This window comes from uncultured Thermanaerothrix sp., assembly GCF_938028735.1.
GTDB lineage: Bacteria > Chloroflexota > Anaerolineae > Anaerolineales > Anaerolineaceae > Thermanaerothrix.
The window spans coordinates 1-22,606 of record NZ_CALIMF010000001.1 but is presented as its reverse complement, the minus strand read 5'-3'; the positions used below and the strand labels follow the sequence as shown (position 1 = coordinate 22,606).

Genomic DNA, 22,606 nt, shown 5'->3' with positions numbered 1-22,606 from the left:
CTCGATGCACCCACTCGCCCCCTCTTGTGCTGCAGGTTATCGTCCAATCATTGGTAAATACAGGCGGTTGCTTAGGTAATCAGTTGCCACAAAGTTGACAATGGCCAGATTCCGATTACAATCGCTCACCATTTGGAACATCTGGGCTTCGCTGAGGGGCATCCCTTGTAAATTAAAGACCTGCAACCAAAAGATCGCTGGCGCAACGCGATCGGCTAGCTTAATCTCATAACCGGCAGGCCCATAATCCGGAGCTAGCCCGGTGAAGCCTAGGGCATCTACGCTCTGCCCAGCCACATTGCCACTCGCACTCACCACCAGATTGGTCACTGGATTGCCACCAGCATCAAACACTTGCCCGGCCACCCCCATCCAATTGCACCCCAGGCTGGCATAGCGAAAAGCCGGGATAAAGGCCGGCAAATTACTCTGCACCGTGAGCGTCAGCGGTACGGCGGTGGGTGTGCTGAGCAGGCTCATCCCTGCACTTCCAGTGGTGGGTGTGGCTAGTAGGGAAGCCGCCAGCGGCGCTGGATAGGCCGCCTCCGGAAGGCTAGCCAGCGTTTCGGTTGGTGCAGGGCTAGGGGTTGGGAATGGGGAAGGGGTTGGTGGCGGTGGAAGCGTCATTGTAGACGTGGGAATTACGGCTTCAGGGGGTACCACGGCCTCCGGCACCGGAGGAACAGGGGTTTCTAGAATGACACGGCACGCGGTTAAGAAAAGCGCGGCAAAGAAGAATAACCCAAGGCGTCCCCGCTGCATTGTTGGCTCCTGAAGGAAATTAATTTTATTATAGCCTGAAACCCCAACTTGCCTACGCTTTTTCGGCTCTCTTCCGCTCAGTGCGCCAACCTTCATGCAAGATTGTATTCGTGCCCATGGTATACTTTTAGCAACTCTGGTCAATCGGAAAACCCGTCCCAAATTGCCGATGAAATTAATCATCCAAATCCCTTGTTACAACGAAGCCGAGGTGCTCCCCACCACGCTACGCAACCTGCCCCGCCAGATCGAAGGGATAGATTGCGTGGAGGTACTGGTCATTGATGATGGTAGCACCGATAACACCGCCGAGGTAGCCCGGCTTTCCGGAGCCGATCACATTGTCCGCCTCAAACGCCACGCGGGGTTGGCCGAAGCCTTCAAAATCGGCTTGGATGCCAGCCTGCGCTTGGGCGCCGATATCATCGTCAACACCGATGCCGATGAGCAATATAAGCCCGAAGACATTCCGGCGCTCATTGCCCCGATCCTGCGGGGAGAGGCCGAACTGGTCATCGGGGACCGTGGGGTAGCCGAGCACCCCCATTTCTCCCCGCTCAAACGCCGCCTGCAGGCCTGGGGTAGCCGGGTCGTCTCCCAAGCAGCCGGCCTCACCATCCCGGATGCGACCAGCGGCTTCCGGGCCATGACGCGTGAAGTTGCCCTGCGCACCAACGTGCTCAGCCACTACTCCTACACCCTCGAAACGCTTATCCAGGCCGGCAACCATCGTTTTGCCATTACGAGCGTCCCCATCCGCACCAATCCTCCGCGCCGCCCCTCTCGACTCATGAGAGGGATTGGGGATTATTTGCTGAACTCCACCGTCACGATTGTGCGGGCCTACACCATGTACCGCCCGCTTCGTGTCTTTACCACCATTGGTCTGGGATTGATTGCCTTGGGGCTGGTGCCACTAGTACGCTTTCTCGTTTTTTATTTTCAAGGACGCGGGAGTGGTAACATCCAATCCCTCATCCTGGGGGCTGTGCTCCTCATTGTGGGGTTCCAGACCATTCTCATCGGTCTGGTGGCTGATCTCATCAACTTCAATCGCAAATTGTTGGAGGAAATCCTCTACCGCGTGCGTTTGCAGACCAACACTCCTCCCAACCTCAAGACCGACGATGCCTCACCGCTGACTCACAAATCGCCTCCCGCACCCGGAGTATAATCGTTGTATATCTGTTTTCCAGAAATCTGCTAAGCCTCAGGATATGGTGATCCAATGAGATTTCTTCGTTTGCGTTTGCTGCTGATTTGGGTTTTTCTGCTTGCAGCAGTCGGCTGCGGTGGTCAACCAGTACCCCCTACCCCTACACCCTCTCCCGAACCCACCCGCCTTCCAACGCTTCCACCCATTCCTACCCCCATCTCCACCCCAACGGCTTCCCCCACCCCCGCCCCAGTGGAGGCGCTGGGAGCTCAGACCGCCACCGTACCGGCCTACCCCTTCCGCGCTGTCTGGCGTAAGGACAGCGCCGCGTTCTGGGTCCTGGCCGAGCAGGAAATTACCCTTTATGATGCTAACACCCTGCAGCCGCTGGCCGATTTTGCCTACACTCCCCCCACTACCGTGCTGGATGCCTCGGCGGATGGGCGTACAGTGGCCGTCACCACTGATAACTTGACCCTAACCCTGCGCGATTTAGTCAGCGGGGAAGTGCAGCACACCCTCCAACCCGATGGGGGAATCTACGCCGCTTCATTCTCACCAGATGGCAACCTGCTTCTCATCGGCTCGACCCAGGAAATTGCCGCAACCATTTGGGATGTAGCCTCAGGCCAGCCCGGCTTACGGCTCTCGGGCTTTCAAACCGCTGCTCCGGTCTATAACGTTGTCTTCGCCCCGGATGTACTGCACATCGTATGGTACGCACGAGGCACCCTCCAACTGCAGGATGCTACCAATGGCACCTTGAGCCCCGCCCTCAACCATGAGGACTTCATTGCTGTGTTTGCCGTCAACCACGATGCCACGCTGGTAGCGACAGTGGCCGGTGGTACGCTCAATGATCAATTTGTCCCCCTGCTCACCCTATGGGACGCCCGCAATGGAAACCCTAAGGCCAAATTAGCCCTACCTCAAATCGCTAATGCGATCGCCATCAGCCCAGATGACCAATGGCTAGCCCTAGGGATCGGCAGCGAGATCTATCTGCTCAAACTGAGCACTCAGCAGTGGCTGCCCCCTTTTACCGCTCACCGTGGCAGTGTGACAGCGCTGGCTTTCTCACCAGATGGCCGCTACCTGCTCAGCCTGGGCGAGGACAAACTCCTTCACCTCTGGCCAGTTAGTCGGTTGGGGCCGTAATCGGTGCCGGCTCATGGGGCTGGTAGAGCCAGCAGTGTACAAAGTGACCCGGCGCAACCTCGCGCAATTCCGGTTCCTGACGCGCACAAATCCCCATAGCCATTGGGCAGCGGGGATGAAAGCGACAGCCTGAAGGCGGATTAAGCGGGCTGGGCACATCCCCTTTGAGGATGATGCGCTGCCGCTTGATGGTGGGGTCTGGGATAGGAATAGCTGACATCAACGCCTGCGTATATGGGTGCATCGGGTTACCAAAGAGCACGTCCCGGGGCGCCACTTCCACAATTTTGCCTAGGTACATCACGGCCACCCGGTCAGAAATGTGCTCCACCACGCCCAGGTTGTGGGCAATAAAGAGGTAGGTCAGGCCAAACTCGTGTTGCAAATCGCGCAAGAGGTTAAGCACTTGGGCCTGAATGGACACATCCAGGGCTGAGACCGGCTCATCCAAGACAAGGAACTTGAGGCGCAGCACCAACGCGCGGGCAATACCAATGCGCTGACGCTGTCCACCCGAAAATTCGTGGGGGTAGCGCATGGCATGATAATCTTCCATGCCTACTTTGCGCAGCATCTCTAAAACGATCTCAAACCGTTCAGCAGACGTGCCAATGTTGTGAATGTGTAGCCCCTCGGCAATAGATTCACCAATCGGCAAGCGTGGGTCCAGCGACCCATAAGGATCCTGGAAGACAATTTGCAAGTTGCGCCGCGCCTGCTTAAGGGCTTCGCCCTTGAGTTTAAGCAAATCCTGTCCATCAAAGATCACCTGCCCACGCGTGGGCTCGGTCAAGCGCAAGATCGCCTGTCCCACCGTTGTTTTGCCACAACCGGACTCCCCAACCAATCCTAGCGTCTCGCCCTCACGAATGGTGAAACTGACATCATCTACCGCCTTCACCCAAGCGACGACACGGCGAAAAATGCCACCTCGCACGGGGAAGTATTTGACCAGGTTGCGCACTTCCAACAGGACACGCCCATTTTTAGCAGGGGTTAGGTTTGGAGATACGGCTTCGTCTGCCACCTTAATCAATCCCTCATGGAAGATTGGTCTTGCACCATCTGGCGTAAGGGAGCTGTGTGCGCCCCACGACCCTGATACAACCAACAACGCACCATGTGACCCGGCGCAATCTCAACGAGGTCCGGTTCCTCCTGAGTGCAGATCTCCAGATGATAATCCACGCGCGCCTGGCAACGCGGCGCAAAACGGCAACCCGGCGGTAAGTCGATCAGGTTAGGCACATTACCCGGGATGGTTTCCAAGTAATCACGCACACGCCCAAGAATCGGCACTGAAGCGATTAATCCGCGGGTGTAAGGATGAAGTGGGTTAGCAAATAACTCTTGCACACCGGCCTCTTCCACGATCTTGCCTGCGTACATCACTGCGACACGATCCGCCATTTCGGCTACTACCCCCAGATCATGCGTGATGAGGATAACAGCGGTATTGAATTGATTGCGGAGTCCTCGCAACAAATCCAGAATCTGCGCCTGAATAGTCACATCCAGCGCCGTAGTGGGTTCATCGGCGATCAGGAGTTTGGGACGCAAGGCCAACGCCATGGCAATCATCACCCGTTGCGCCTGCCCACCTGAAAGTTCGTGGGGGTAAGCATAAGCACGTCGTTCGGGATCCGGGACGCCTACCAGGCGCAACAGGTTAACTGCCTCGCGCCAGGCATCCGTCTTCTTAACCTGGGGGTTATGAATCATAATCACTTCGGCGATCTGACTGCCAATATTGAACACCGGGTTCAGGCTGGTCACCGGCTGCTGAAAGACCATTGAAATCTGATTCCCGCGCACCTGAGTCATCTCGTGTTCGCTCAAGCGCAAGAGATCGCGACCCTCAAACCAGATCTCACCGCTCACAATTTTTCCCGGTGCATCCAGCAGACGCATAATGGAAAGCGAGGTCACGCTCTTGCCACATCCCGACTCACCCACCAACCCCAACACTTCCCCCGGATACACACGAAACGAGACGCCATCTACCGCTTTGACTATGCCGTCTTCGGTAAAGAAATAGGTCTTCAAATCGCGCACGTCTAGTAAAGGTTGCGAATGGCCGCTAACGCTCATACCGGCCTCCTTACCCCTGCTTCAAGCGAGGATCAATGGCATCCCGCAAGCCATCCCCCAGCAGGTTGAATGAGAGCACCGTGACCATAATCGCCAGGCCGGGGAAGAAGACCAAATGCGGCGCTGTGAAGACCTGATTGCGCTCGGTACCCAACATGGTGCCCCACTCAGGGGTCGGGGGCTGAGCCCCCAGCCCCAGGAAGGACAGCGCCGCTGCATCTAGAATCGCCGTGCCAATTCCCAGCGTGCCCTGCACGATCAGGGGTGGAATGGCATTGGGCAAAATGCGACGTAAGAGGACGTGAAAATGACTGCCACCCAGAGCCCGTGAGGCCAGCACATAGGCACTTTCTTTAACCGAGAGCACACTGGCACGCACTACGCGCGCATAGACCGGAATGGAAACAATGGCAATCGCTAGCAGAGCATTTTGTAACCCGCGCCCCAAAACCGTCACAATCGCAATGGCCAATAACAGTGAAGGGAAAGCCAGCAATACATCCAGAATGCGCATGATCACCAGATCCACCCAGCCCCCCACGTAACCGGAAATAGCCCCCAAAATGGTGCCGACAATAATGGCAAAACTGACCGTTGTGATACCAATGAAGAGAGAAATGCGCGCGCCAAATATAATACGGCTGAACACATCGCGCACATTCCCATCAATGCCCATCAGGTGCTGCGGGCGATCCTTTGGGCACCCCAGCAAATGAATGCACGGCGGCTCGCGCTTGCGCACATCCTCAATCCCGATAAGCACGGCCTCTGGATCATAAGGCGCAATCACTGGCGCAAAGACGGCGCAGAAAACCAAGAGACCCAGCAGCGTCATGCCAATAATGGCGGGACGCTGACGGAAAATGCGCCGCAACGTCAAACGCCACAGGCTGTTCGCGCGATAATCGCGCACCGACGATGAACCAAGGGGTACCGAGGTTGAGGCCATAGAGGGGTCACTCCAAGCGAATACGAGGATCTATAAAGACATAAGATAAATCCACCAACAGATTGATGACCACATAACCAATGGCAATGACCACGGTAAAGGCCTGGATAATCGGAAAATCACGCGCGGTGATGGCTTCAAAAAGGATGCTCCCCACCCCCGCCAGCCCAAAAATGGTTTCCGTGAGCACGGCACCCGCAAACAAATTACCCACTTGAATGCCCACAACCGTCACAATCGGCAGCAAGGCGTTGCGCAAAGCATGCTTGAGAATAACCAGGCGTTCGGTCAGCCCTTTGGCACGTGCAGTGCGAATGTAATCCAGGCGTAGCACCTCCAACATGCTCGAACGCGTCATGCGTGCAATAATAGACATTGGGATTGTGCTCAGCGCCAGTGCCGGAAGGATCAGGTGAGTTAGGGCATCTTTGAAGACCTTCCAGTTACCGGTAATCAGGGAATTAAAGAGATAGAGACGGGCAATAAAATCCAACACGCCCCGCCAAAAACCCGCCTCGGGTACCGACCAGCCAAAGACCTGATAAAACGGCACCACGGTCACCCCCGGACTAAGACGGCCACTGGGGGGTAGCCAGAATGGGGTGTCTTTTAACACCAAGGCAAAAAAGTAGGCCAACATTAAACCCAACCAGTACACTGGCATGGAAACCCCGATGTTTGCTCCCACCATGGTGATCACATCCAACACGGAATTGCGTTTGATGGCCGAGATAATACCGGCAGGAATGCCAACCACCAAAGCAACGGTCATCGCTGCCAGCCCCAATTCCACTGTGGTGGGCAGGCGCTCAATCAAAATAACCGTGACCGGGCGGCTGAAACGAATCGAGGTACCAAAATCACCCCGCAGCACATTGCCCATGTAAATTCCCAATTGAACGTAAATGGGCTTATTCAATCCATAGCGCTCGGCAAATTGGGCACACACCTCCTGGGTAGCTTTTTCGCCCAGGATTGCTTTGCAGGGGTCACCGGGGATGAGCCGCGCCAGGACAAAGGTGGCAATTAGAATTCCCAGCAAAACCGGGAAAGAGGCCAGGATACGCCGGATGGAATACTGGATCATGGGTTTCTAGGCCCTCTCCAAAGGGATGGTGGAAGCGGGATGGGGTAACCCTTCCAACCCCATCCCGCTAAAAACCTCTTTATGGGCTAAGTCTGGCTATTCACTGGGCGGTGCATTAAGCAGTGCGTTCCACAGGGTCGAGAAGTAAGTGAAAGCGCCGGTGTTGCCAATGTGAAGCGGGTGCTTGGCATCCCAGGCAACAACCCACGACATGACCACATCGTTGGCATCCAGGTCGGATCCATCGTGGAATTTCACCCCATCACGCAGTTTGCAGGTCCACACTGTGAGATCCTCATTGGGATCGCAAGAGGTTGCCAAGCCGGGTTTAACCGCCGTGCCACCCACCTCAAAGGAGAGCAGAGACTCCAGCATTTGTTCGCAGGCACGCAGCGACTCACCATCGGTTTCATCATTGCAGTAGAGCGAGATGGGCTCTGCATTCTGCATCCACACAAAGGTATTGCGGTCTCCTGGTTTCACCACCGCAAAGTACTCATTTCCCAACGGGCTGGCATGGGCGCCTTCCACATCGGCACGGTAGGCCACTGCTGAACCCCCATGCGCAATGGGCACCATGGGCACCAGTTCACGGATGGCATTGTTGGCCTGGGTATAGAGCGCTTCGGCTTCCTTAGGATCGGCGATCTGGGCAGCCTTCTGAAGCACCTCATAAATCTCAGGATGGGGTTTGCCGAATTGCGGGTTGGAAGCCCCAAAGTGGAAATCAAGGAAGTTGGTGATGTGTGGGTAATCCGCATTCCAACCCAGCAGGTACAACCCATCCAGCCGACCAGCGCTCGATTCCTCAATAAACGCCCCCGACTCCATCACAACCACCTCCGCCTCGATTCCCAGGTTCTCCTTCAGTTGTGCCTGGATATCGGTCGCAACCAGACCCGGTTCGGGCAGGTAAGAACGCACCACATCGCGGTAGTAAATCTTGGTCTTGAAGCCATTCGGATATCCTGCCTCGGCCAGTAACTGCTTGGCTTTAGCGGGATCGAAGTCATACCAGGGATCCCCTGTACAGCCGTTGGGAATGGCGCAAGGCGTGAAGTGGGTAGCCACCTCGGAGCCGGCGGGGAAGAAATTCTTGACAATGCGCTCGCGATCAATGCCCATCGCAATAGCCCGGCGTACCCGCACGTCATCAAAGGGCTTGAAGGTATTGGTCATGCCCACGTAGAAGACATTGAGCGCTTCACGCTCGATGAGTCTCAGCTTAGGATCGTTGCGAATAACCTCAAAATCATCCGGGCTGGGATTATCAATGCCATCCACAGTGCCAGACTGCAGTTCGAGCAAACGTGCAGCGGCCTCTTTATTCCAGCGAAAGACCAGGGTCTCAACCTTGGCCTTCTCGCCCCAATAATCCTCAAAGCGCTTCATTACGATGCTGTCGCCACGGTTCCACGCCTCCAGTTTGAACGGCCCGGTTCCAATGGGCTGGGAAAGAATGCGCCGGTCGGCCATTGCCGCCTCAATCCATTCCTTGGGCTGGATAGAGAAAGCCGAGAAGGCCGCCTTAGAGGGGAAAGCCGGATCCGGTTGGCAAAGCGTAAATTGCACCGTCAGCCGATCCAGCGCCGCAATTTCTTTGATGATCCCACCATAATCACATGAGGGATTTTCCGGGTACTTCATCCCTTCAAAAGTCACCTCGGTTGCAGGGAGCTGCGTAGCGGTTGGTTCACTTACTGGGGGTTGTGTAGCCGGGGGTTGAGTAGGGGCTGCGGTAGGAGTTGCAGCCGGCTGGCAGGCAGCCAATGCCATACTCACAACGGTCAGAACAGCCAGAACAACAAAGACTCTCTTGGCAAACATCGTCTCCTCCTTCAAATGCAAGACTGGGCAAGAATTGTGCTACTGGGGAAGAAAAAGTTTGGGGGGTACCGGTTTATGCATCACCTCCTTTGGCCAGGGTGAATCAGGACACCGAGTACAAAAACTATTATACGCAAATAATCCCTGGGAGATATAAAATACGACAGATTGCCGTGCGAATTGAGCGAATTTTACCACACTACGAGTCCCACCCCGCTAAATTTCTTGCTTTACCTCCACGTTATCGGGATAATAATAAAAAACGACCAAAACAAGTCCTATCTACCACCCGAGGTCTTATCCCTTTATGAACCTTGTAGATTATCCCCCTTTCGGCCTTTGCCTCCGCCTGGCCAATGACCGGGTTGAAGTATTGATCACCACCACCCTCGGTCCGCGCATCATTCGTTATGGATTCCTCGAGGGTGAGAACGAATTCGCCGAAGTGTTCAATCCCACTCAACCGCTTGACCCTACAGAGTGGTATCTTTATGGCGGTCATCGCCTGTGGCATGCCCCAGAGGTGCGCCCTCGCACCTACGTGCCCGATAACCAGCCCGTCTCTTACGAAGTGACCGCTGAGGGTGTACGTGTCATCCAACCGGTGGAAACCCTGACCGGCATCCAAAAGAGCCTGGAGATTTGGCTGGCCCCCGAGGGAAGCCACGTGCGGGTGATCCACCGCTTACACAACCAGGGGGTTTGGGAAGTAGAATTGGCTGCCTGGGCTATCACCGCCATGGCGCCGGGCGGTAGCGCAATCCTCCCCCTGCCCCCACGTAGCACGCACGAGGCCTACCTTCAGCCCGTAAGTGCACTGGCGCTGTGGGCCTATACGGATCTCAGCGATCCACGATGGACGCTGGGACGCTCCTACGTACTGGCTCGTCAGGATCCCCTACGTTCCATGGAACAGAAAATTGGCCTGCATACCCCGTTAGGGTGGGCAGCCTATGCCCGCCGCGGGCACCTATTCCTAAAGCGGTTTGAATATCATCCCGAGGCCACCTATCCCGACTGGGGGAGTACGGTCGAGGTATTTATCAATGATCGTTTCTTAGAACTTGAAACACTCGGCCCTCTGATGCGCCTCGCCCCCGGCGAAAGCCTTGAACATATCGAGGATTGGTATCTGTTCGACGAAGTACCCACTCCCCACAACGACCAACAAGTGGAGCGGCACATCCTGCCGCGCTTACTCCAAACCGGGGGGTGAAGAACGAGGCAACTGTTCTTCAGACCGCCAGAACCCGCAAAGCCGCTACTACCAACACTGCCCCTAGTGCGCGCCGAATCCAGGGCAAGTTAAGGCGGCGACTGCCTAGGTCGGCACCTATCCACCCTCCCACCAATACCGCCAGCGCCCATAAAGGCAAGGCCTGGGGCAAAGGTGGATGACTTTGCAGTAAGCCCAAGAAGCCCGAGACTGAGTTAACTATGATGAAGGCCGCCGCAATACCAGAAACCTGGCGTGTCTCGGCCCAGCGTAGAAAGATCAGTAATGGGCTGAGAAAAATGCCACCCCCAATGCCAATTAGCCCCGAAACAAACCCTAGCACCGCACCAATCCCTAACGCCCAACCCAAAACAAAGGGACGCAGAGTTTCGGTGCTATCCTCTTTTCTGACCCATAAACGCAGCGCGGCAAAAAGTAGGGCGATGCCCAACAAGGGTTCAAAATAATGAGCAGGGAGGTGAACGCGCCCTCCCAGATAGGCCAGGGGCACCGAAGTGAGCGCAAACGGCCAGAAGACACGCCAAGAAAAACGACCCGCACGGATGTATTGATACGCCCCCACGCTTGCCACCAACAGGTTAAGGATCAAGGCCGTTGGACGCATCACTGCAGGTGCAATGCCCAGCAGCCCCATTACCGCCAGATAGGCCGAAGCTCCCCCGTGCCCCACCGAGGCGTAGAGAAGGGCAGCCACAAAAAAAGCCAGAGCAATCAGCAACGTTGAACCCTCTATCACGGGGCAAATCCTTTAAATAAATTCACCTTGGATTCTCACCATGGAACCTGCTCGGAGACGGATTTCCTTTACGTTGCCGAAACACGCATGAATCGTTCACGCACCGCCCGCATGACGGAGACTAAAATAAAGATCAGGGTACAGGTTAACACAATGGCAGCACCAGAAGCAACGTTGAAGTAATATGAAAGGTATAGTCCAATCACTCCTGAGAAGGCAGCGATGACCGCGGCCCAGAGCATGATCAGCGGCAGACGACGGGTGAGTAGCGAAGCGGTTGCCGCTGGGGTGATCAACATGGCGACCATCAGCGCTACGCCTACCGTCTGCAAGGAGACCACAATGGTCACCGCAATCAAAATGACCAATAATAAATCCAGCAGAGAGGCCGGCAAGCGCAGGGTGGCTGCCAAAACAGGATCAAAGGAAAGAAGGGTGAATTCCTTATAAAAGGCGTAGATCAAGATCAACACTAGCCCGCCGAAGATGGCGCTACGCACTAGATCACTGGTGCGGACTGCTAAAATATCGCCGAAGAGGAAGTGGGCCAGATCCACCGAATAACTGCGCACGGATGAGATCAGCGCTACGCCCAGGGCAAACATCCCGGCGAAGATAATCCCAATAGCGGTATCTTCTTTCAAGTGCAGTTTGCGACTGAGGGTGCCAATCGAAACCGCGCTGAGCACTGCTGTTCCCAGCGCCCACCAGAAAAGAGCTTCTCGCGAACCACCCCCAATCAAGTACCCCACCGCCAGGCCGGGCAAGATCGTGTGTGCCAGCGCGTCGCCAAAAAACGCCATACCTCGCAGGACGACAAACGTGCCTACCACAGCGCAAACCACCCCCACCAAGATGGCAGCCAACATCCCTCGCATCATAAACGCATACTGAAATGGCTGTAAGAACACCTCAAGCATCAAACCCTCTTCCCTCGCAACAGGTATCGCCCAAAACGAGGTTACCCGTGGGCTCGTTTAGAACATGGAGATACCCTCCATAGGCGGCCAGCAGAGTTCGCGTATTGAGGACCTCCTGCGGGGAACCCAATGCTATCAGTGACCGATTGAGCAACAAGATGCGAGGAAAGTGCTGGGCGGCAAGGTTCAGGTCATGTAACGAGACCATGAGGGTAATTTCTTCGCGTTGCAAGCGCACCAACAGGTCCAGCAACTCATTCTGTGAAGGCAGATCAAGCCCTGTGAAGGGTTCATCCAGGAGCATCAGTTCAGCTTCCTGGGCCAGAGCCTGCGCCAGGAACATACGCTGCTGTTGCCCTCCTGAAAGTTGAGCGATCTGACGCGTCGCCAGGTCACTCAGTCCCACCCGCTCTAGAGCCTGGCGCACTTTCTGATGATCTTCCCGTCTAGGACGGCGGAGCAGCCCAATCCGCCCTACACGGCCCATCATGACCACATCATAAACAGTCACCGGAAAGCGCCAATCCACCATCGAGCGTTGGGGTAAATAGGCGACACAGATGTGTTCCCCGGGTGCCCCCCCATAGATCTCAACCCGTCCACTGGTGGGCGGCAAAATACCCGCAATGACCTTAAACAGAGTGCTCTTACCGGCGCCGTTGGGGCCGACCACAGCCAGGCGCTCTCCCTTGATGACCTCAAAACTTACGCGCTCAAGGGCAAACCCACTTTCATACCGTACGCTCAGATCCGCTGCCCGAACGATGGGGTACCCACGATCATGAACAGCACGATAACCGTTAAGTGACCAGCGCGTTCGCCGAATTTCGCGTATCAAGGTCATACGTCTGCTTCCTTTGGCCCAGATGGGCTAAAGTAGAGTTCTTTCACTTAAGATTCTCTACCAATGCAAGCACATTATAGCGCATAAAGTCGAGATAAGTTGCTGCTGGCCCGTCGGCTGGACTAAGCGAGCCAGTATAAATGGTAACCACCTTGGCCCCAACGTCTTCGGCCAGGCGCTGAGCCAGGGCGGGGTTGACAGTTGTACCCACAAAAATGACCTTAATCCCTAATTGACGGATCTGGGTTTCCAAGGCTGCCAGGTCTTGCGCTGAGGGCGCCGCCAGGGTGCTGAAGCCAGGTACCACTGCCCCCACCTGCTCAAACCCGTAACGCTGCGCAAAATACCCGAAAACGAGATGATCGGTGACAATTCTACGCTTTTCTGGGGGCACCTGGGCCACCTGCTCGCGAATCCAGGTGTCTAGGTTTTGCAGCGCCTGACGATAGGCGCGAGCGTTGGCTACATAATCAGCCGCATGGGCGGGATCGCGGTCGCTCAGTGCTTTCTCGATGTTATCTACCCAGATCATCACGTTATGGGGATCCATCCACACATGCGGGTCACCTGCGCCGTGGGAATGCTCATGAGTGTGCTCTGCCTCATGCGCAGGTTCCTCCTCGGCTAAAGACAACGGTTGAATACCCTCCGAAACATACACCACCCGCTCTGACGCACCTGCACTTTCGATCAACGGCTCTAGAAACGCCTCCAATTCCAAACCGTTCGCAAAGATGAGATCCGCCTGAGACAACTTAGCCGCGTCCTGGGGCGCCGGTTCAAAACTATGAGGATCAGCACCAACGGGGAGCAGAACATGCAGGTCAACCCACTCACCACCGACCTGCTTAACCACATCCCCCACCAGCGTGGTGGTCGCAACAACGCGCAGCTTTTGGCCCTGCGTTGGCACGGGCGAAGGTTGTGCAGGCGCCGCGCAGGCGGCCAGGATCAACAAGGGTACTGCAACTACTATGCTAACCACTAAGCGTTTGGCCATGACGCACCTCCACTTTACGTTATGTAATGAATATCATTTTCGCTAAGAGATTAACAAAAATACGACTACGATTTACACGTTGGACACAGGCCATAAAGTTGCAACCAGTGATCTTCAATGGCGTAACCTGTCTCGGCCTCGGTACGCTGGATCAGAGGTGAAAGGTCATCGCCGGCAAAGTAAACCGCCCGTCCGCAACGGGTACAGACTAGGAGATGCTGATGCCCTTGCGTAGCGCGCAAATAACGGTGACAGCCATCTTCCTGGTGCACGCGCTGGATCAACCCGAGAGACTCTAATTTTTCCAAGGTGCGATACACGGTTACCAAGCCCAGATTGGGATAGCGTGTTCGTACCAAGTCATAAATTTCAATTGGCCCAAGGGCACGCGGACTGACAACCAGGGTTTCCACAATGTGACGCAATGGCTCGGTCAGCCGGTAACCGTTGGCCTGCAATCGCTCCAACCACTCATTCACCAAGTCCGCCACTCCCTCACTCATTGCTATAAAAGTGTAATTGAAAATCATTTTCATGTCAAGGCGCCTGATGCAAGAATGGCAGCGCCCAATTCCTGAGTTGGTTGAGACGGCGTATGCTAAAATTGATTCAACTCAAATTGCGGGGAGCCATTATATGCCACGCCTATTTTACGGTCACATTACCATAGGTCAGATGCGCCTGACCTACTACCGCACTGGTGGCGAGAAGCCCCCGGTCATCCTCTTGCACGGCTTCTCCGACAATGCGCTGTGCTGGAACCGTGTCCCTCTGGCCTTGGAAGAAGAGTTTGATGTCATTCTCCCCGATGCCCGTGGGCACGGCTCTTCGGGGATTGGGCCCGAAGGGGTTGGCCTCGAAGTGCAGGCACGGGATGTGGAGGTGTTGATCGAAACCTTGGCGTTGAAACCGCCGGTCGTCATCGGTCATTCGATGGGCGCCGACGTCGCCGCCCGCCTAGCGGCCAACCGCCCTGATCTAGTACGCGGCTTGGTGCTGGAAGATCCTCCTTGGGGAGATCACCTCTTGCTAAACCGCCTGGACCCTCAGTCTCCTCAATACGCACAAATTTGGGATGATCTGCTGATTAACAAACAACGCACCCTTGATGATTTGATCGCCTTGTGTCGGACGCGTCACCCCACTTGGGATGAGAGTGAATATTTCCAATGGGCTAAAGCCAAGCGCGAATTGCGCCCCGAAGCCCTCAGTGGCTGGGTGGAACCGCGCCGTCCTTGGCGTGAGGTGGTATGCAGCCTACGCTGTCCGGGGTTACTGCTCACCGCCGACCCTGCGCACGGGGGCCTGATAACCCCTCAAGTGGCTCAGGAGATCAAAGCTCTGTGGCCCCAAGTGCAAGTTGTACCCTTCCCTGAAGTTGGCCACAGTATCCATCGTGAGGCTTACCGCCCCTACATTCAGACGGTGTTAAGGTTCTTGCGAAAAGTCAGTGGGTGAGCCCCCTTCTCACCCACCCAAAGCGCAAGATTCCATGCTATCTATTGAGCACCCTGGAAGAGATTGAAAGCACCCCCCTACCCAGCATTGCTAAGACTATCCCCCTTAAGCACACAAAGCCCATCAGCGCATCTAGAAAGTCCGAATTCCATCCAGCGATCCAATGCAGGGCAGCCAGGAAGAAGCGATAGAATTCCGCCAGAAAACTAGTGAATTCCTTGAGAAGCAAGCCTGCATGACTTACCAGTTGGATAGCCTCCTTGACCTGCTCCTCGGATTGAGGTTCGCTCTCCCCAGATAACAAACTGTGCCCTGGGGTGGATAGGCTTTGTCTCCCAAGTTGCCCTGATGTTTCCTCCGCAGGTGCTGCCGCGACAAAATATAAAATCCCATACAGTAATATCAGCAGAACTAAGGTGTTCTTTATCTTTTGCATTTGGCCCTCCTCTCTCACCCACCACTTTCAGAATACCTTCGTAGAGAGGAGAAACCACAGACGACAACCCAACACCTTTAAGTCCGGAAACGAAAACAACCCGCCAGGAACTTGGCGGGTTGTTGGGTCAGCTTTAGATCAGTTTATGGTCATATCTCAGAGGCTTACGCTGGCCTGAATTCAATCCCTTTACCACGCAAGACATGGAGATAAACAGGATGCTTCGAATCAATCTCGATTTTGGCACGCAAGCGGCTAACTGCTTTCTGGCGCATTTCCTTGCTCACCTCTCCACCCGGCCACAGAATTTTATCAACGGCCTCCCAAGCGATTACGGTATTAGGGTGGGCAAGGAGAAAAGAGAGTAACTGAGTCTCCTGCTCACTGAGTAGCACCCACTCGCCCTTTGCAGGAACAAAAACGCGCCGTCTGACCTCGTCTAATTGTATCCCCTTTGATAAGCCCGAACGCAAAAGATCCCACCGTGGCCATCCACTTACACGGCTCGCCAGGAGAAAAAGCATTAGGACTAAAGGAGCACTTGATTCGCGTGTTCGTGACGTGAGAAGATTCCGGGCCATGACCATTAACAAACCCAGATAATATGCATATAAATCCTCATCAGGTGCAAGGCGTTTTGCTAAAGAACGGATGTGATTAATGGTTTCAAAGGCCTTGTAGAACTCACTGCTTTGTCCAGATAACACAATCTTATCGTCGGGTTGGGACGGAGAAAGCCACTCACACAGGCCCCGAAGCCACGTTTCTTCCGGTAGCACCGCCGACTCTGCCAACTCGAACATAATAGCGCCCTCGAGACTGATCAGATCGCGCCAGCAATGCGAGGCCCCTATACTTTCTGCCCCTAAAAGCCACCATCGCCCCCCAGGTGCGATCAGCAACCCATTAGCGGTCATTGCTCCATGTGTGACGGCCAGCGGATACGATTTCTCGAGCAATTTCCCCTCGTACACGACTTGGAGCGGATCTGGGAGTAGGTATTCACGAGCATCTAATTCTAGACGATAGCCTTGTACCTGGCGATCCAACCGCACTATCGAGAGTCGCCTTACTTCACGTTGAAAAATGCTCTGCAAATCCACCTTATGCCCTTCAAGATCAAGCCACTTTCGATAAAACTCCCCCAACGGATAAGCGGATGAGCCTATTTCTGCGTCGACTTCAAACCATGGCTGGAGTTCGTTCATGAAAAGATGCTCTAAAAAATCTCTCACTACCTCGGGTGGATGAATCCTGTAGTAATTTCGAAAGGTCTTATATTCTTCAATTTCCCCTTCCAGCCGGTAGGCTAACGCTCCATAACGAAGGGTTTCTACCGCGGCTACTAGTTGAGCGTTGGGATGAAGAACGGTCATATAACGATCCCATTTATCCTTAAGATCTCGAATGACAGGACGTGGTCCCAGTTCAACCAGAACCGTCGAAGGAGTACCCCATAATCCCTGAAAGGCCACTTTGATTAACGCTGTCCGCCGACGTTTTAGAGCGCGCCCAACCTGAATGGCCTTATTTTCAAAGAAAAGCTTGCGCAACAAATCTGCCAGTTCATCATGCCGTAACTGGAGCTGGCTAACCCCATCAATTTTCCCGAAGTCCTCGTCAAAGGCACGGATCAATTCCAGGAAAGAGAAATCGTCTAGATAAGAGATAGAGAGATTGAAGTTTATTCTGTGGGGGTCCGTGGTGAAAACTTGCCTAACGGCTTGCAGAAGTTTGTTGGTACTTTGAATATCGGCCTTATCAATAAAATCGAACGCCTTCGCTTTGCTTTCCCCGTTATCCCCTCTGAGCGCTCGATAAGCGCGGGCCCAATTCGGATGCGCCGTCCAAATGATCAGAGGCACTACAGAATCGAGGCCCAGAGCAAGCGTTAATCCCTCTTCATCCACCCCTTTCTCTTCATCTTCATTGATGAGAGCAATATCCCCGATAATCAAATGCCACCACTCATTCTGCAATCGTTGTTTAAGGTAGAGGATATCCTCTCGCGTTTGCACCCAAAAGGTCTCAATCTCATACCCTTCAAGTTGTAGCGTTTCCTGCAACCGTTCCAAATCTTCACGTTCGTTGTCATAGTACAAGATACGAGGTTTAATCATTCGCTCCTCCCTTGGCAATGGAACTTGGCTCAAAACCTCATCTAGTTGTTGATCAACCCGCGCCCTATCATAAATTTTATCCCAGAACGCGACCGCTCCCCGCTTAAGCACAGAGCGAACAAGAGGCCAGTTCGGTGCCGCTCCTAAAACCACAACACGAGAACTCACAAAACAATCCCGCAACACGTTCACCCACGCAATAGGGTCAAAGACTGCACTCACATCTATCACGATCACATCGGGTTGAATCGGCAAAGGCTTGAGCAACAACTTTTTCAAAGCCTCAGCACTAGTTACACATATGTACTCCCGATCAGGGCGCTTGGGCAGAATGCTTACCCAGAGATCATCCTCGCCTAGAATTACGACCTGGGTTTGAGCCATAATTGTGCTGTCCACTATGTCACACTCAGCGGTAGTCGTAGCGTGGCACATGCGCCTCCCCCAGGCATATTCTGCCAAGTGACCTCTCCGCCCAGATCCTGTGCAAATTGAGCGGCCTCATAGCACCCCATATGATAGCGTTCATCTCTTAACCTTAACATTTCAGAACCCAGGCGGCCTATTAAGTCTTCAGGTATACCCGGTCCAGAATCCAGTAACTTTATATAGAGATCAGCCTTTTCCACCTCTAACTGAAACCAGATCCTTTTGGGCCCGCTCACTTCGGACCGCAAAGCATTGACGGAATTCTGAACGAGCAAATCCAAAATCCACTCCAAGTCGGATGGAATCGTCTTCACCAGAAGGGGTTTGACATTGGCGAGAGGACCAAAATCAAATTCAACATTGGAACAGCGTACCCTCCACCGTCTCAGACGATTGCGCAGAAAATCCACAATTTCAATCTCCTGGGGTGGCTCATCCACGTTATGCTGCCGCACCAACTGCAGAAGTTCAAAAAGCTCACCACATGCTCTGATGGCGCTCTTAACTTCGCGTTCGAGATATAATCCGCGCCCACGATCTATCTCTCGCTTAAGATTGTTCAATCTTCCCCCAAGATCACCGACGAGGCTTCCCATACGCTCTAAATGGCCAATCATACGTTTACGAACCCGCCCCAAAATCTGCTGTTGGCGACGTTGAGCCTGATATCCGGCTATTGCATTTGCCTGATCCGCAATTTGACGCGCCGCCTCGCTTAGGTACCCCAACGCTAAGATGACATCTTGATCCCGTTCCGATAATCCACCCACTTCTCCATGCTCAATATTGAAAACACTGATTACCTGTCCATTTTGTACAATAGGCACTGCCATTTCGCATCGTGTTCTCCAACCTAATCCATCTAGATATAGGGCTGAAGATTCAACATCTTCAACCAAAATCACTTTACCGGTTCGAGCGGCTTCTATGGTTATTCCCTTTCCACTTAGAGGTATACTCCTGCCGATACGGCCTAAGATTTGAGAAGCGGCTTCATCAGGGTAAATAGCCTCAAAACTCAACGCGGAATCTTCGCAGCGCAGGAGCATCGCCGCGTGAGCTCCGGTCATCTCACAGGCTTTGCGCAGGATCCTCTGTAACATTTGAAACTTTTCTAATGGGGTCATCAAAGCTTGGACCGACTCATAGAGACCCAAGAGTTGCTTACGCATTCGTTCCGACTCTTCATAGGCTCGAATGTTCTTTAGGGCATATCCTAATTGACGTGCCAGGAGTTCCAAAGGGATTTGATCGTCTTCTGTCAAGACACCGGGAGCGGAGGCACCAACATCCAGAACACCCACTAACTCGCAGCCGTCTTCACTATCTAAAAGGATGGGAACCGCAAATTCAGCCACAATCCCCTCCCAAGCCGACGGAATCCTTGTTGGATCAGGACTGTAAGGGAGTGTTGATTGCGTCTGAAGAGATTGGGCTGCCTTACCAATGATCGAGCCATCCCCAATAGATACCCTCCCCTCTATCAACCGTTCCTCTATGTGCTCAATGGACCTCTCAGGTTGCCAAATCTCTAACAAGGTTCTATCTTTCGATGGCAACCACAAACTTAGGAGAACATCCTCGCCCCAAATTTCCTTGAAAGCCCCTTTGAGAAGATCAAAGAGTTCTTCGATACACAAAGTACGTGTCACTGATTGCTGAACTCTAGCAATCAATCTCAGTTGTTGTTTATCCTTTCGGTAGAGCCACGCCTGATCGAGAATACGCGCCGCGCGATGAGCATATTGGCGCAAGGCTTCTTTCCGTGCTTCATCAAATTGAAGGGGATGCCGTGAGTTGACGAAAAGCAACCCATGAATGCGTCCCGCCACTTCTAAACGCAGAACCGCCGCTGAAGCAACCTTTTCGCGCTCCACGAAGCCACCCCAAAGTAGAGGGTCATGACGCGCGTCTCGACTGAAATATTCCGCTGGACCCTCGGGTAAGAAATGAGATAAAACGGTGCCCTCGATTCTATCTAAGCCAGCGGCCTGCACATAAGCGTAGAAGTTACCGGCCAACAATGGACGATCTAGCTGTTGCGCCTCGGGTCTATAGAGGTGAAGTGAAACCGTATCGTACTTTTCTTTGTGCACTAAGTCCTCTAGAATGGCTTGCAGTTCGCCACGCAATGACCCCGACTCAAAATGTCCCAGTACCCCCCATAACATGGCTTCAAGGTGGTCCAAATCACCCGATAACGCTTCAAACTGACGCGCGTTTAAGATCGCGATCGAGGCTTGATTAGCCAGCAGATTAATGAATTCACGTTCCTCGGAATCGAACTCATGAGGGACGCGTAAGTTGACAAATAACACCCCAGCAATTTCCCGGCCAATCCTCAAACGCACAAATCCTGAGGCCTTTATTCCTTCCCGTCTCACAAAACCACCCGCAAGCAAGGGATCTTGAGATGCCTCTCCAGAAGTAAAGTGGGAGTTATCCCCACCCTTGAGAATCTTGTCCAGAAGGGTGTCGCCTTCCATCTTGCTCTCAACCCGTTCTGGAAGTTGCAGATGACCAGCAATAACGGGCCGTTCCCATTGTTGACGATCTTCTCGATACGGGAAAAGAATTATGGCGCATTTCTCGGGTGGATAATAATGCATATAATAGGCCAGCAAATGACTCGCAATTTGTTGTAGAACATCTCGATAGAACTGGAGTGCTGAGATCCCTTGGGTAATTCCTAAGATTGTTTTGAATTGTTCTGCTCGGCGCCGCTCCTTGTTATATAACTGCCAATACTTGAAGAGATTACTTAGATAAATACTGATAAGATAGAGTAAGTGCCGATCCTCGGGCCCAAAGATTTGCTCCAGATTGCTCTCAAGGTGAATCAATCCCAGAAGATCACCCGTGGAAGGATCACATAAGGGGTAATTCAAAAACGAAGCAGCTCTCGAAGACCAGAGCCCAATTTCCTCCAACTCCTGATGATAGCCTTGGAATTTTGTGCTTTCATAAACCTCTTGCAATTGCCGAATCAATTCGAGTGAAAGGGGAATGTTCCTCTGTATGCTAGCAGGTTGAGTCTGTGAAGAATACCCTACGAGTTCCAATCTAGAGGGCGAATCGCAACGTTGATAAAAGGCAGCCAACTGAAGGCCAGGTACACGATCCACTAAGAGAGAAAGCAAGTGCTGAACAGACAAGTCTCCACCTGCCCGAATGGTTGTCAGAAATCCAATTTGCTCTGCTAGCTCAAAATAGCGTTTTAGCTTTCGATATTGGGCGATTTGCTCTTCTAGTATCTGCATCCGACCTAAAAAAGTGGCCGCAATATCCGCAAAGTGTCGAATCCATTCTAGGAATTCTAGAGAAAAACCTTGGGGTCGGCTGAAGTTGAAATAGAGGACACCCAAGTTCTCGCCCCTAAATTGGAGCAACTGGGCAACTAATGCACGAATCCCCACACCGAGCAAGCGCTGGCGGGTCAAAGCACTCATCCATCCTTGATGGATGGGCTTTGAGATATCTTCAACCGCCACTTGTCCACTCTCCAAGACCTGTGCTGGTAGTCTATCGAGCAGGGGATACTCATGGTGATAGAAAATAAAATCCTCCGCCAGTCCTTCACTGATCACACGATCAAGTTCAAAACGGGATCCATCTGATGAAAATGGGTACAGAATAGCGCCATCAGCGCCAAATAGCGTTAAGGCGGAGGAAACGATCATCCCATAGGCCTGGTCAATATCCTCAGCCATGGCTAAATCTTGCAAGAATGTCCCAAAGGCCTCTGACCACTTTGCTAATGACCACCAACGACCCTGATAAGACCCTGTCATAAGTGCCACCCATGCTTCAAACAACAAGATTTATTTATCCAAGGGGACAAAGTTACAGGCTTATTCTGAGTCTACACTAAGATTACCAGAGAGGCTCCTCTTAAGAAATGACATCTATCTGACCCTCTCATACCAGATACAGGTCAGGTAGATGTCAGTCTCAGTGCAGGTAACTCACATGATCAGCGCCCCCGGCGGGGCTTGAACCCGCATTTGACACTACGCCACAGCGCCGTTCTATCCACAACCCAAATTTATCTACTGACCGTTGATTTATCTCCGTATAACCCTTCTCCGCTAAAAAATGCTCCAAACAGCGCAGTTTGGTAAGACAGGCTACAGGGGTTTCATTCTCCTTTTCCCCACAAACATCCCAGATAAGCCTCTGCGCTAAATCAGAGAAATTAAGTGCATTAGAAATAAGATCTGATATGGTTTTACCTCCGTAATAAAGTGGGGTTTTGTTGGCTTGACAATGCTGCCACCTCAAAACGGTGTCGCAAATTCAAACTTTTGCTATACTTATACACAAAATACAATTCAGCCTCACCGATGCTGCCGGTGAGGCTGAGACAGCAACGCGGTCGCGGCGCGTTGCGGCAGAA

General features: G+C 53.3%; 18 protein-coding genes. 4 read left to right on the top strand and 14 right to left on the bottom strand.

All coding sequences use genetic code 11. From position 1 onward, the window contains the following. Positions 1-36: 36 nt before the first annotated feature. Positions 37-762: a hypothetical protein gene (locus Q0721_RS00090; protein ID WP_299024019.1), complete on the bottom strand. Its 726-nt coding sequence runs from the start codon at positions 760-762 to the stop codon at positions 37-39. A 94-nt stretch (positions 763-856) separates the two neighbouring features. Here Q0721_RS00090 and Q0721_RS00085 point away from each other — a divergent pair, with 94 nt between their 5' ends. Then, on the top strand, positions 857-1,936 hold the full coding sequence (locus Q0721_RS00085) for a glycosyltransferase family 2 protein (RefSeq protein WP_299024017.1): 1,080 nt from the start codon (positions 857-859) through the stop codon (positions 1,934-1,936). 54 nt (positions 1,937-1,990) lie between these two features. Next, on the top strand, positions 1,991-3,076 hold the full coding sequence (locus tag Q0721_RS00080; protein WP_299024014.1) for a hypothetical protein: 1,086 nt from the start codon (positions 1,991-1,993) through the stop codon (positions 3,074-3,076). Here the strand turns inward: Q0721_RS00080 and Q0721_RS00075 are convergent. The 5 genes from Q0721_RS00075 to Q0721_RS00055 all read right to left on the bottom strand — a co-directional run bounded on the left by Q0721_RS00075 (position 3,057) and on the right by Q0721_RS00055 (position 9,030). Next, complete coding sequence (locus tag Q0721_RS00075) at positions 3,057-4,103, bottom strand: dipeptide ABC transporter ATP-binding protein (protein ID WP_299024012.1); 1,047 nt, start codon at positions 4,101-4,103, stop codon at positions 3,057-3,059. The two genes, Q0721_RS00080 and Q0721_RS00075, sit on opposite strands and share 20 nt — an antisense overlap. Before the next feature lie 5 nt (positions 4,104-4,108). Further along, positions 4,109-5,167: an ABC transporter ATP-binding protein gene (locus Q0721_RS00070; protein ID WP_299024010.1), complete on the bottom strand. Its 1,059-nt coding sequence runs from the start codon at positions 5,165-5,167 to the stop codon at positions 4,109-4,111. Between the two features lie 10 nt (positions 5,168-5,177). Then, positions 5,178-6,116, bottom strand: a complete 939-nt coding sequence (locus Q0721_RS00065) for an ABC transporter permease (protein WP_299024008.1) — start codon at positions 6,114-6,116, stop codon at positions 5,178-5,180. A gap of 7 nt (positions 6,117-6,123) precedes the next feature. After that, positions 6,124-7,203, bottom strand: a complete 1,080-nt coding sequence (locus tag Q0721_RS00060) for an ABC transporter permease (RefSeq protein ID WP_299024006.1) — start codon at positions 7,201-7,203, stop codon at positions 6,124-6,126. A gap of 96 nt (positions 7,204-7,299) precedes the next feature. Then, entirely contained in the window at positions 7,300-9,030 is a 1,731-nt protein-coding gene (locus Q0721_RS00055) for an ABC transporter substrate-binding protein (protein WP_299024004.1), read from the bottom strand. A 307-nt stretch (positions 9,031-9,337) separates the two neighbouring features. Between Q0721_RS00055 and Q0721_RS00050 the strand changes: the two genes are divergently transcribed. Then, positions 9,338-10,246 carry a hypothetical protein gene (locus tag Q0721_RS00050; protein WP_299024002.1) on the top strand — a complete coding sequence of 303 codons (909 nt, stop codon included), beginning with the start codon at positions 9,338-9,340 and terminating at the stop codon, positions 10,244-10,246. A gap of 19 nt (positions 10,247-10,265) precedes the next feature. Here the strand turns inward: Q0721_RS00050 and Q0721_RS00045 are convergent, their stop codons facing one another. The 5 genes from Q0721_RS00045 to Q0721_RS00025 form a co-directional block, all read right to left on the bottom strand. Next, entirely contained in the window at positions 10,266-11,003 is a 738-nt protein-coding gene (locus tag Q0721_RS00045; RefSeq protein ID WP_299024000.1) for a sulfite exporter TauE/SafE family protein, read from the bottom strand. 68 nt (positions 11,004-11,071) lie between these two features. Then, entirely contained in the window at positions 11,072-11,923 is an 852-nt protein-coding gene (locus Q0721_RS00040) for a metal ABC transporter permease (protein ID WP_299023998.1), read from the bottom strand. After that, positions 11,916-12,767 (bottom strand): metal ABC transporter ATP-binding protein, encoded by an 852-nt coding sequence (locus tag Q0721_RS00035; RefSeq protein WP_299023996.1) that lies wholly within the window; start codon positions 12,765-12,767, stop codon positions 11,916-11,918. The genes Q0721_RS00040 and Q0721_RS00035 overlap by 8 nt, the downstream gene beginning before the upstream one ends. A gap of 43 nt (positions 12,768-12,810) precedes the next feature. Further along, positions 12,811-13,767 (bottom strand): metal ABC transporter substrate-binding protein, encoded by a 957-nt coding sequence (locus Q0721_RS00030; RefSeq protein ID WP_299023995.1) that lies wholly within the window; start codon positions 13,765-13,767, stop codon positions 12,811-12,813. Between the two features lie 65 nt (positions 13,768-13,832). Beyond that, complete coding sequence (locus tag Q0721_RS00025; RefSeq protein WP_299023994.1) at positions 13,833-14,303, bottom strand: Fur family transcriptional regulator; 471 nt, start codon at positions 14,301-14,303, stop codon at positions 13,833-13,835. Between the two features lie 100 nt (positions 14,304-14,403). Here Q0721_RS00025 and Q0721_RS00020 point away from each other — a divergent pair, with 100 nt between their 5' ends. Then, complete coding sequence (locus Q0721_RS00020; RefSeq protein ID WP_299023993.1) at positions 14,404-15,225, top strand: alpha/beta hydrolase; 822 nt, start codon at positions 14,404-14,406, stop codon at positions 15,223-15,225. Positions 15,226-15,262: 37 nt separating this feature from the next. Here the strand turns inward: Q0721_RS00020 and Q0721_RS00015 are convergent, their stop codons facing one another. From Q0721_RS00015 to Q0721_RS00005, 3 genes are all read right to left on the bottom strand, one after another. Beyond that, positions 15,263-15,661: a hypothetical protein gene (locus Q0721_RS00015; RefSeq protein ID WP_299023991.1), complete on the bottom strand. Its 399-nt coding sequence runs from the start codon at positions 15,659-15,661 to the stop codon at positions 15,263-15,265. A 164-nt stretch (positions 15,662-15,825) separates the two neighbouring features. Continuing rightward, positions 15,826-18,165 (bottom strand): winged helix-turn-helix domain-containing protein, encoded by a 2,340-nt coding sequence (locus tag Q0721_RS00010; RefSeq protein ID WP_299023989.1) that lies wholly within the window; start codon positions 18,163-18,165, stop codon positions 15,826-15,828. Between the two features lie 14 nt (positions 18,166-18,179). Next, positions 18,180-22,001 (bottom strand): GAF domain-containing protein, encoded by a 3,822-nt coding sequence (locus Q0721_RS00005; RefSeq protein ID WP_299023987.1) that lies wholly within the window; start codon positions 21,999-22,001, stop codon positions 18,180-18,182. Positions 22,002-22,606: the final 605 nt, after the last annotated feature.